Consider the following 10,457-nt stretch of genomic DNA (forward strand, 5'->3'; position numbering starts at 1 on the left):
TTGCCGTTCCGAAACTGATAAAAGCAACAAGATAGAGAAACCGAACAAGCGGCTGATTTTAACTTATTGCATGTTCACATTAAATAGATTCCTGAGCGCAGGCTCAGTTGGTAAAAAGCTTCTCCTCGGTACTTCGCGTAAAACCCGCATTGTTTCCGCTTCCGCATTACTACTGGCTCTCTGTGCTTTCGGCGCAGCCGGCGTCGCGCCGATGGCGCCCGACGCAGACGATCTGCCGATCCGTTCCATCACCGCAGAATTGGCGTTGCCCCATCTGTCCGAACAGATCGCCGCACTCGATACCGCCAATCAGCATTTCATCCACGAAGAACGCGTGCGCTCCGGCGATACGCTGGGCACCTTGCTCGACCGCCTCGGCGTGGAGGATGATGCCGCAGCGACCTTCATCAAGTCGGACCCGATTGCACGCAACATCATGCAGTTGAAAGCCGGCAAACGCGTGCAGGCACAGACGAACGAAAACGGCGAACTGACGCAACTGAGCAGCATGGTCGTCGAAGGCCGCAATGAATCGGTCAAGAACATCGTCATCTCCCGTGACGGTGACAAGTTCAAGGCAACCGAAACGCCGGGCATGCTGGAGCGTCGTGTCGAAATGCGCACCGGCGTGATCCGCTCTTCCTTGTTTGCCGCCACCGACGTCGCGCAGATTCCGGACAATGTCGCCATGCAGATTGTCGACATGTTCTCCACCGATATCGATTTCGGTTCGGACCTGCGTCGCGGCGATCGCTTCAACGTCGTCTATGAAACCTTCTGGATGAATGGCGAATACGTCTATTCCGGCCGCGTACTGGCCGGCGAATTCATGAATGGCCCGGCGACGTACCAGGCGGTGTGGTTCAACGAATCGGGAAAAAACGGTGGCTATTACAGCTTCGACGGCAAATCGCTGAAAAAAGCATTCCTGAAATCGCCGCTCGAATTTACCCGTATTTCGTCCGGTTTCTCGATGCGCCGACATCCGATTTCCGGCTTGTGGAAGGCGCACAAGGGCGTGGACTTTGCGGCGGCAACCGGCACGCCGATCCGCGCAGCAGGTGATGGCACGGTGACCTTCGTCGGCCAGCAACGCGGTTACGGCAACGTGATCATGATCAAGCATTGGGCAAATTATTCGACCGTGTACGGACACATGAGTCGTTTCGCATCGAACTTGCGTCAAGGCGCGAAAGTCAGCCAGGGACAGTTGATCGGGTACGTCGGCAGCACCGGCTGGGCAACCGGTCCGCATCTGCATTATGAGTTCCGTGTCGATAACGTGCCGCGCGATCCGCTGAAGATCAACATCCCGAATGCGCAGCCGCTGGCTGCTGCACAGATGCAGAATTTCCGCGCTGTTGCATCGGACATGTCGCATCGGTTTGCGCTGCTGGCTCCGGAAAATTCGGCCATTCGCATGGCTGCAAAATAACAAAGAGTTCTTAACGGCCGAAGACATTCGGACGATGAAAACCGTTCGTTCATGATTGATGGCTTACAATCCATTCAACTCTGACGAACGGTTTTTTTATGGCTTCCAATCCAACTGATACGGCAACTTCCCTCTATATCGGCCTGATGTCCGGCACCAGCCTCGACGGCGTCGACGGCGTACTGGCATCGTTCACCAACGAAGAAGGCGTACTGCGTGAAACACTGGCGGCAGCCTATGTCCCTTTTCCTGCTGCGTTACGCGCTGAACTGATGGCACTGCAAACCAGCGGTCCGGATGAAATCCACCGCGAAGCGCAAGCCGCCAACCAACTGGCGGAACATTACGCGGAGTGCGTCGCTGCGTTACTGCAACAATCCGGCGTTCCTGTCGAACAGATCGAAGCAATCGGCGTGCACGGCCAGACGATTCGTCATCGACCGGAAGCCGGCTACACACGCCAGACCAATAATCCGGCATTGCTGGCAGAACGTACCGGCATCGACGTGATCGCCGATTTTCGCAGCCGCGATATTGCTGCCGGCGGACAAGGCGCGCCACTGGTACCGGCTTTTCATCATGCGTTGTTTTCCGCTCGCGAAGAGGATCGTGTGGTCGTTAATATCGGCGGCATCGCCAATATCAGCGTCCTGCCGAGCAGACTCACGATGCCGGTCATCGGCTTCGACACCGGCCCGGGCAATGTCTTGATGGATGCGTGGATCGCGCAACACAACGGGCAGGCATACGACGTTGACGGCGAATGGGCCAAAAGCGGCAAGGTGCACGCCGAGTTTCTCGGCGCGTTGCGTGCCGAACCATTTCTGTCGACGCCTCCGCCCAAGAGCACCGGCCGGGATTTATTCCATCCGGCCTGGCTGGCGAAAAAACTGGCAGATTTTCCGGACATTGCTGCGGCCGACGTGCAGGCCACACTGGCTGTGTTCACCGCGACATCGATCGGCGACGCCATTCGACAATATGCGCCGTTGACCAAGGCCGTGTACGTTTGCGGCGGCGGCGCGTATAACAGCTATCTGATGACGCTGATCCAGTTCGCATTGAAGCTGCACCGCCCCGACATGACAGTCGAATCAACCGCGTCATTAGGGATCGCACCCAACCAGATTGAAGCGCTGGCCTTCGCGTGGCTGGCACAACGATTCGATACCAAACAGCCGGGCAATCTGCCGGCCGTTACCGGCGCTGAAGGCTTGCGCGTGCTGGGCGCGCTGTACCCGGCCTGATATTCGCGATAGCTATCGGCCTGATTTCTCAGGCGGAAATAAAAAAGCGCAGCCGAAGCTGCGCTTTTTCGAGAAAGGTCCAGCCTATGCAGAGAAAGACGAACCGCAGCCGCAGGTCGTCGTCGCATTCGGATTCTTGATCACGAATTGCGCGCCTTCCAGGTCGTCCTTGTAATCGATTTCGGCGCCGACCAGATACTGGTAGCTCATCGAATCGATCAACAGCTGGACGCCGTTCTTGGTCATCGTGGTGTCGTCTTCGTTGACGATTTCATCGAAGGTAAAACCGTACTGGAATCCCGAGCAACCGCCCCCCTGCACGAACACGCGCAGTTTCAGATCCGGATTGCCTTCTTCTTCGATCAGTTCAGCCACTTTTGCTGCAGCGCTATCGCTGAAAACGATCGGTGCTGGCATTTCTGCAATTGCATTCATTTCAAACTCCTGCTGGAAAACGGTGGTTCATTATAGACCCTGCCCGGATTTCACGTATTGTTGGCCGCCAGTACTGGGACGGCAAGTTTCAAAAGCGGCTCTTCTGTCGCTTCGTGCGTCAATTTACCGGAAACAACTGCGCCGCCATGCATTTCCAGCGCTTTGTAGTACACATCACCGGTTATGCGGGCTTTCGGCTGCAATTCAAGCAATTCCGACGAAAATACCGGGCCGACGATTTCGCCGTTGACCAGCAAATGAGCGACACGGACTTCACCTTCCACGCGTGCGTGTTCGGAAATGACCAGCATGCTGGTTTCGTCCGCTTCGGCAATCACGTCGCCCTTCACACAGCCGTCGATTCGCAAACCACCCTTGAAATGGACATTACCGGAAATACTTGTTTCAGCGCCAATCAGGCTATCGATCGTACTTTTGGTTTTACGGCCAAACATGATGACGCTCCTTTACAGATTTTCGGATTGTTGCGCGCGCAGCGCACCTTTTTCAAGAACCTTTACCTGGACTGACTTGACGGTCGCACCTTCGGGAATGTCCAGCACTCCTTCGACTCGCTGATAATGCTTGAATGAAAGCCGGAATGATGCAGCCGACTCCGTTTTAGGGAGGGTCATCATAGCATTTTTGCCGTTCTGGAACAGCGTCAAAACAAGCTGGTAATTCCCTGTGAAATCAATGTTTGACTTGCCGCCTTGCATTAATAACAAGCGATAGCGCAATTGGGTCGGCTCTACCATTTCCACCCTGAAGCTCCGGATGGCAACGCCTTGCGCTCCAGCTGGCAACAAGCCTTCGAAAAAGGATAAATCGTCCTTCAACTTGCCGTTTTCGGCCTCCAGGTTTTTGATCTGCTCGGTCAGTTGGGCCTGAAACGAACGCTCTATGTTCAAGCGACTTTCTGCCGCATTGACCGTGGTCTGGAACTGATCTCGCTCGGCACTGACCTGCTGCAATTGTTCGCGCAAGGTTGCCAGTTGCTCTTTCGTTGCACCCGGATTAAAGCCGGTAAAGCTGCGACCGGCGTCATACGCCCACATCGCAATCGCGCCGCCGAGCCCGACGACGATCGCAATGAAAATCGCGCGCAATGGCCAAGGCAGATGATTCTTGATCGTCATCCGCGCCGGCGAAACCGACCAGCGGCGCAACCACAGCTTGCGCTGCAGGGATTTGAAAACCGGCTTCGGCTTGCTCGCCATTTGCGTCAGCGCCTGTTACGGCAAAACCGGCACGTGCATCAGGCCGGTCGTTTCGTCCAGCCCGAACATCAGGTTCATGCATTGCACGGCCTGACCGGACGCGCCCTTGACCAGATTGTCCTGCACGACAAGCACGACGACCGTATCGCCATCGTTCGGTCTGTGCAATGCGATACGCAACATGTTGGAAGCGCGCGTCGAACGTGTTTCCGGATGCGAACCGAACGGCATGACATCGACAAACGGTTCGTTTGCATACATGTCTTCAAACAGTTTTTGCAGCGCGGCGTTGTCGATATTCTTCGTCAGGCGTGCATACAGCGTTGAATGCATGCCGCGAATCATCGGCGTCAGATGCGGTGTGAAAATCAGGCCGACCTTGTCCTTGGTCAGCAGGGACAGGCGCTCCAGCGTTTCCGGCGAATGGCGATGACTCGATACTCCGTACGCCTTGAAATTGTCGCTCGCTTCCGAAAACAACGTTGCGACTTCAGCTTTGCGGCCCGCGCCGGATACGCCGGACTTGCAGTCGGCGATCAGATGCGAGGCATCGATCAGGTCGGCCTTCAGCAACGGCGCCAGGCCAAGCTGCATGGTCGTCGGATAGCAGCCAGGATTCCCGACGATGCGTGCGTTGCGAATCGCATCACGATTCAACTCGACCAGACCGTAGGCAGCTTCCTTCAACAGGTCCGGGCAGCTGTGCGGCATCTTGTACCACTTCTCGAACGACGCCGTATCCTGCAAACGGAAATCCGCAGCCAGATCGATTACCTTGACGCCGGCAGCCAGCAGTTCCGGCGCCTGCGCCATCGCCACGCCGTGCGGCGTTGCAAAGAAAACGACATCGCATTGATCCAGACGGGCTTTCTCGGGAGCGGAAAACGCCAGATCGACGCGACCGCGCAATGACGGAAACATGTCCGCCACGGGCATGCCGTCTTCCTTGCGCGACGTGATTGCCGTCAGTTTTACCTGCGGATGCGTCGCAAGAATGCGCAGCAATTCCACGCCTGTATATCCCGTACCGCCAACGATGCCGACTTTGATCATGTTCTTTCCTGACTCATGTGACGCTATTGCTTTTGCGTGTTGCTCTTGCGTATTTTAACAGCCGATGTTTTCAGCATGTTTTCCGGCATTTGCACAATGAAACCCAATGCAGAAAAAAAAGCCGCCAGGCGCAAACCTGGCGGCTTTTCGTGCTCTTGAAATGCACGCTTTGCGTAAGGCTTAACGCTTGGAGAACTGTTTGGCGCGGCGTGCTTTGCGCAGACCGACCTTTTTACGTTCAACTTCACGTGCATCGCGAGTGACAAAGCCTGCTTTCGACAGTTCCGGTTTCAACGCTGCATCGTAGTCGATCAATGCGCGGGTGATGCCGTGACGAACTGCACCTGCCTGGCCGGACTCGCCACCGCCGCTGACATTGACCATGATGTCGAATGTTTCGACATTGTTGGTCAGTTCCAGTGGTTGACGAATGACCATCAGGCCGGTTTCGCGCGAGAAGTATTCAGCAGCTGGTTTGCCGTTGACGACGATCTGGCCCGAGCCCGATTTGATGAAGACGCGAGCCACTGCACTCTTGCGACGGCCGGTTCCGTAATTGTAGTTACCGATCATGTCTGTTCCTTAGAATTCGAGTGCTTTAGGTTGCTGCGCAGCGTGCGGATGCGTGCCGTCTGCGTAAACCTTGAGCTTTTTGATCATCGCGTAGCCGAGCGGGCCTTTAGGCAACATGCCTTTGACTGCCTTCTCGAGTGCACGACCTGGAAAACGCTCTTGCATTTTCTTGAAGTTGGTTTCATAGATACCGCCTGGGTAACCCGAGTGGCGATAGTATGTTTTTTCTGTTGCTTTGGTACCGGTCACGCGCAGTTTGCCTGCGTTGACGACGACAATGAAGTCGCCTGTATCGACGTGAGGAGTAAATTCCGGTTTGTGTTTGCCGCGCAGTCGGCGTGCCACTTCGCTGGCAACACGTCCGAGGACTTTGTCCGTCGCGTCAATCACGAACCAGTCGCGCTGGACTTCATGTCCTTTAGCGGAGAAGGTTTTCATGTTGACTTCCTAATCAAGATTGCTTGCTCAAAAATGGTGGTTACGCAGGCACTTGCTGCCTCGCTTGCGTACTCGGCCTTGTTGTCTCTCCCTGAGCAAACGGGAGAACCGCAAATTATAGTCTTTTCAAGGACTTGGCGTCAAATTCATGTGCGAATCGCTTGGCGACACTGTCACTTTCCGACGACTCTCGCGAAAAAGAGGTCCTCGGCTCGCACGTCGGCCTCGTGCGAACGACCCGCTTGACAGCCCGTTTATCTCCCAACCGTTACAATATCGTCACTTTTGCAACTTGATGAGAATTCAATAATGGAATGCACAGTTCGCTGGACCGGTTTGTCCGGCATGACTTTTCTGGCCGAAACCGGCTCCGGCCACGTCGTCGCCATGGATGGCGCTCCCGAAGGCGGCGGCCGCAATCTGGCACCGCGCCCGATGGAAGTTGTTTTATTGGGAACCGGTGGTTGCACCGCTTACGACGTTGTAGTGATTCTGCGCAAAAGCAACCAGGATGTGCGCGGCTGCGAGGTGTCACTCAAATCGGAACGAGCGGAAACCGATCCGAAGGTTTTCACCAAAATCCATTTTCACTTTACCGTGACAGGCCGCAATCTGAGACCCAATCTGGTCGAGCGCGCGATCAAACTGTCGCACGATAAATACTGCTCCGCTTCCATCATGATGGAGAAGACGGCAGAAATCACGCACTCGTTCGAGATCGTGGACGATCTGGCATCAACTAACAGCTAATCGGCCCGGCACGGCCAGAACCAGCCTATTGGTCCGGCCTCTCCCATTTCGACGACGAAATTATATGTAGTAGGCCGTCGTCGTCATGACCTTCGCCATTGCACGCATCGTTTTTTGCGTCAACGGCGGCACACGCTGCGCCCCCAGATCCTTTGCGGCAGCACCATGTGCCGCCTCGTCCACGCTCATCTGCGCCACAATTGCCAGCGACTTCATGTCCTTTGACGGCAGGCTTCCCATATGCAGATTCAGGTGTGCCTCGACCTGGCGTTCCGTTTCCACGACAAAACCGAGGCTGCGCGCATCGCCCAACGCCGCGGCAACGGTTCCCAGCAGATAAGACCCGGTGTACCACAGCGGATTCAGCAAGCTTGGATGCGAACCCAGCTCCTGCAAACGTTGCGCGGTCCATGCAAGATGATCCTCCTCCTCCTGCCCGGCTTGAAGAAATTTTTCCCGCACTGAATCGCTGCGCGCAAATTTTGCCTGCGCCTGATACAACGCTTGCGCGCACACCTCGCCCACATGATTAACACGCATCAGGCCTGCACTGTGTCGCCGCTCTTTCGTATCCATTTCACTTTCTGCAAGACCAGCAGCTGGCGATGGGCGACGCGCAACGGAAACCGCAGCCATCGTGCGCAGGGCTGAGTCGAAATCAGTAATCAAGCGATCAAGAAAATACATGCGTCATTCCTGAAAAATAAAACGTGTCATTACCATCGGGAAACTGCACAATACGGCCAATTATATTGCCAGCCAGCCACAACAAACCCAATCACTTCTGCATTATCGCGCAGCCGTCGTAACGTTTCATCCGTATTTCCATCAATGAAAATTTCACGCATCGTCATTGCCCTGTCCGGCGCATTTTCCGGAACATTTGCTTTTGAATGCCAAGCCCAATCCGCTGTCACCTTCTACGGGACGATCGACGCCGGTATTCGCAGCCTGACCAATGTCAACGCGGCGGGAAACCGCCTGGTGAAGTTAAGTTCAAACGGCGAGTTTTACAATAATCGTATCGGCTTCAAAGGCGACGAGGATCTGGGTGGCGGTGTGCGCGCGCATTTTCTACTGGAATCGGGCTGGAATACCGGCACCGGCGAACTCGACAACTGGCAGAACAAACTCTTCAATCGCTATTCACTGGTCGGCCTCGAAGGTCCGTTCGGGGTCGTCGACTTCGGGCGTATGCCGTCATTGTCCTGCAAGATCATCAGCTTTTACGATCCATTTCAATATCATTACGTTCATACGATCCCGCTGGCCGGCGCGACAGCAGGCCACCCTGACGGCAACCTGCCCGGCAACCCGTTTGGCACGATGGGCGGCACCCGCTTCAATAACGATGTTCAATATATCGGCAAGGTCGGCAGCCTGCTGTTCGGCGCCGAATATGCCTTCGGCGAAACGAACGGCGTGGTCAAGGACGGCAAGGCACAAGCCATCGCAATCGGCTACAACACGGAAACGTTCATGATTGGCGGCGGCTACACCAGGCAAAAACCAAATGTCGCCGCTTTTGGCCCTGCCATCTATCGTGATCAGGATCAGATTACATTCGGCGGAGCATATCGAATCGGAAACATCCGCTTTTCCGGCGGATATATCCGAACCAGCACCGACGACGGCATCGCACCGATCCGGCATCAAATGAAAAATATCTGGGCCGGCGCCAGCTATGACGTCACCTCAACGATAGCTGTCACACTCGGCTACTACCGGACCACGCTGGAATCAGACGGATACGAACTCGCAAGGCGTAATTTTGCAATCCTCGGAACCACGTACGCCTTATCCAAACGAACCACTCTTTATGCCGCACTCGATCATGCGGAATTGTCGGGAATTGCCACCCTGCCAACCGAAGGGCAAACTAGCCAGATAGGCATCTCAACTGGTATCAGTCACTCTTTCTAATACCTGCCATGTCATTGAAAATTCATCAAACTGTCATAAAATTGTCATAAATCACGTCTTTTGTTGCTAAAAAACGTCGACATCGCCTTAAATTCCGCGCAGTAACATTCTAGTCATATTCCTTTGTTCCAATCCGATGAGTCAGCTTGCAGGTAGTTCGGCAAGGTCTGCAGGATTGTCACTACGCAAGTGACCTTTTAAAACTCATGAGGAACTGGAATGAAAAAATCACTCTTGGCGCTTGCAATTTTCGGCGCGTTTGCTGGCACGGCATCGGCGCAATCGTCTGTCACCATCTACGGCATCGTTGATACTGGTATTGCCCACATCGACAACGGCGGCGACAGCGTCAACCAGGTACGTAGCGGTAACAACAACTCCAGCCGCATCGGCTTTAAAGGCGTTGAAGATCTCGGTACTGGACTCAAAGCCGAATTCGTTTTGGAACAAGGCATTAATACAGATGATGGCACCGGTGATCCTGGCTTCAACCGTTTGTCGTTCGTTGGTTTGAACGGTGGTTTCGGCAAAGTCCGCTTGGGCAAACAAAATACCCCAATCAAAGAAGCTCTTTCGAAAATCGACCCGTTTGGTACGGGTGGCTTGGTGAATGCCATTACCTATTTGGGCGGCAGCGCAAACGGCATTGCCGCTATTCCTGAGCGCAACCCAAATCAGATCATCTATATCACACCAGATTTCTCGGGCTTTTCCGGTGAAATCGCTTACCAATTTGGCGAAGCTGCTGGCGACAACAGCGCCAACCGTGTCTGGGGCGCTCAATTGGGTTACGCAAACGGCCCGCTGAACGTTCAATTTGCTTATAGCGATGGCAACACAACCACTGCTGCTGGTGTCGACACGAGCGACCTGAAGATCGCGTTACTCGGCGCCACTTATGATTTCGGCGCAGTCAAGCTGCATGGTGCCTACAGCCAGAAAAAATTGGAGAGCAATAACGGCGGCGCTGATCTGAAGGTCAAAAGCGGCCTGATCGGCGTGACAGTCCCCTTCGGCGCTAGCGCAATCCGTGCGGAATACATCAATAATAACGATGACCGCGACGATCGCGATAACAATGTGCTGGCATTGTCTTACACCTACTCGCTGTCGAAACGTACGACGCTGTACGCTACTTATGCACGCGTAGACAACGACGATCTGTCTGCTCAGGGTTTTGGTACCTCACCGGCTGTCGTTCCTGGCGAAAACACTAGCGGTTTGGCTGTCGGCATTCAACACAATTTCTAAATCCAAACAGGCCACAAGCCTGTTCGTGATTTAAAAAGCGCCTTCGGGCGCTTTTTTGTTTTGGATAAATTATTAAAAAAATAATTTTCCTCACAACAATTGTGCATCCCCTCATAGCCGCACCACCTTGTT

General features: G+C 54.5%; 12 protein-coding genes. 5 read left to right on the top strand and 7 right to left on the bottom strand.

Going from position 1 to position 10,457, the window contains the following annotated elements; genetic code table 11:
- Positions 1–70 precede the first annotated feature (70 nt).
- Both VN114_RS10115 and VN114_RS10120 read left to right on the top strand, forming a co-directional pair.
- Positions 71–1,435 carry a M23 family metallopeptidase gene (locus VN114_RS10115; protein WP_325514479.1) on the top strand — a complete coding sequence of 455 codons (1,365 nt, stop codon included), beginning with the start codon at positions 71–73 and terminating at the stop codon, positions 1,433–1,435.
- A gap of 98 nt (positions 1,436–1,533) precedes the next feature.
- Positions 1,534–2,682 carry an anhydro-N-acetylmuramic acid kinase gene (locus tag VN114_RS10120; protein ID WP_325514481.1) on the top strand — a complete coding sequence of 383 codons (1,149 nt, stop codon included), beginning with the start codon at positions 1,534–1,536 and terminating at the stop codon, positions 2,680–2,682.
- Positions 2,683–2,766: 84 nt separating this feature from the next.
- Here the strand turns inward: VN114_RS10120 and erpA are convergent, their stop codons facing one another.
- The 6 genes from erpA to rplM form a co-directional block, all read right to left on the bottom strand.
- Positions 2,767–3,117, bottom strand: a complete 351-nt coding sequence (erpA, locus tag VN114_RS10125) for an iron-sulfur cluster insertion protein ErpA (RefSeq protein ID WP_325514483.1) — start codon at positions 3,115–3,117, stop codon at positions 2,767–2,769.
- Positions 3,118–3,167: 50 nt separating this feature from the next.
- The gene (locus VN114_RS10130; protein WP_325514485.1) at positions 3,168–3,572 is read right to left on the bottom strand and encodes a polymer-forming cytoskeletal protein; all 405 of its coding nucleotides are present in this window, start codon (positions 3,570–3,572) and stop codon (positions 3,168–3,170) included.
- A gap of 12 nt (positions 3,573–3,584) precedes the next feature.
- Positions 3,585–4,226 carry a DUF6776 family protein gene (locus VN114_RS10135; RefSeq protein ID WP_325514487.1) on the bottom strand — a complete coding sequence of 214 codons (642 nt, stop codon included), beginning with the start codon at positions 4,224–4,226 and terminating at the stop codon, positions 3,585–3,587.
- 126 nt (positions 4,227–4,352) lie between these two features.
- Positions 4,353–5,390, bottom strand: a complete 1,038-nt coding sequence (gene argC, locus VN114_RS10140) for an N-acetyl-gamma-glutamyl-phosphate reductase (protein WP_325514489.1) — start codon at positions 5,388–5,390, stop codon at positions 4,353–4,355.
- 180 nt (positions 5,391–5,570) lie between these two features.
- The gene (rpsI, locus tag VN114_RS10145; protein ID WP_325514491.1) at positions 5,571–5,963 is read right to left on the bottom strand and encodes a 30S ribosomal protein S9; all 393 of its coding nucleotides are present in this window, start codon (positions 5,961–5,963) and stop codon (positions 5,571–5,573) included.
- 9 nt (positions 5,964–5,972) lie between these two features.
- Positions 5,973–6,401, bottom strand: a complete 429-nt coding sequence (rplM, locus tag VN114_RS10150) for a 50S ribosomal protein L13 (protein ID WP_325514492.1) — start codon at positions 6,399–6,401, stop codon at positions 5,973–5,975.
- A 309-nt stretch (positions 6,402–6,710) separates the two neighbouring features.
- On the opposite strand from rplM, the gene VN114_RS10155 reads away from it, so the two are divergent.
- On the top strand, positions 6,711–7,151 hold the full coding sequence (locus VN114_RS10155; RefSeq protein WP_325514494.1) for an OsmC family protein: 441 nt from the start codon (positions 6,711–6,713) through the stop codon (positions 7,149–7,151).
- Between the two features lie 60 nt (positions 7,152–7,211).
- Here VN114_RS10155 and coq7 read toward each other — a convergent pair whose 3' ends face one another.
- A complete protein-coding gene (coq7, locus tag VN114_RS10160) occupies positions 7,212–7,838 on the bottom strand; it encodes a 2-polyprenyl-3-methyl-6-methoxy-1,4-benzoquinone monooxygenase (protein WP_325514496.1) in 627 nt (208 codons plus the stop codon).
- Positions 7,839–7,982: 144 nt separating this feature from the next.
- On the opposite strand from coq7, the gene VN114_RS10165 reads away from it, so the two are divergent.
- Together VN114_RS10165 and VN114_RS10170 are read left to right on the top strand one after the other, a co-directional pair.
- Positions 7,983–9,074, top strand: coding sequence for a porin (locus VN114_RS10165; RefSeq protein ID WP_325514497.1), 1,092 nt, complete (start codon positions 7,983–7,985; stop codon positions 9,072–9,074).
- A 219-nt stretch (positions 9,075–9,293) separates the two neighbouring features.
- Positions 9,294–10,325, top strand: coding sequence for a porin (locus tag VN114_RS10170; RefSeq protein ID WP_325514498.1), 1,032 nt, complete (start codon positions 9,294–9,296; stop codon positions 10,323–10,325).
- The last annotated feature ends 132 nt before the right edge of the window (positions 10,326–10,457 follow it).

Source organism: Oxalicibacterium sp., assembly GCF_035565035.1.
Lineage (GTDB): Bacteria > Pseudomonadota > Gammaproteobacteria > Burkholderiales > Burkholderiaceae_D > Oxalicibacterium.

Bases quoted from the DNA above. Each gene is read 5' to 3' on its own strand.
- VN114_RS10155 (WP_325514494.1), top strand. From the start codon at position 6,711: ATGGAATGCACAGTTCGCTGGACCGGTTTGTCCGGCATGACTTTTCTG.
- VN114_RS10165 (WP_325514497.1), top strand. From the start codon at position 7,983: ATGAAAATTTCACGCATCGTCATTGCCCTGTCCGGCGCATTTTCCGGA.
- VN114_RS10120 (WP_325514481.1), top strand. From the start codon at position 1,534: ATGGCTTCCAATCCAACTGATACGGCAACTTCCCTCTATATCGGCCTG.
- VN114_RS10115 (WP_325514479.1), top strand. From the start codon at position 71: ATGTTCACATTAAATAGATTCCTGAGCGCAGGCTCAGTTGGTAAAAAG.
- rplM (WP_325514492.1), bottom strand. From the start codon at position 6,401: ATGAAAACCTTCTCCGCTAAAGGACATGAAGTCCAGCGCGACTGGTTC.
- rpsI (WP_325514491.1), bottom strand. From the start codon at position 5,963: ATGATCGGTAACTACAATTACGGAACCGGCCGTCGCAAGAGTGCAGTG.
- erpA (WP_325514483.1), bottom strand. From the start codon at position 3,117: ATGAATGCAATTGCAGAAATGCCAGCACCGATCGTTTTCAGCGATAGC.
- VN114_RS10130 (WP_325514485.1), bottom strand. From the start codon at position 3,572: ATGTTTGGCCGTAAAACCAAAAGTACGATCGATAGCCTGATTGGCGCT.
- argC (WP_325514489.1), bottom strand. From the start codon at position 5,390: ATGATCAAAGTCGGCATCGTTGGCGGTACGGGATATACAGGCGTGGAA.
- coq7 (WP_325514496.1), bottom strand. From the start codon at position 7,838: ATGTATTTTCTTGATCGCTTGATTACTGATTTCGACTCAGCCCTGCGC.
- VN114_RS10170 (WP_325514498.1), top strand. From the start codon at position 9,294: ATGAAAAAATCACTCTTGGCGCTTGCAATTTTCGGCGCGTTTGCTGGC.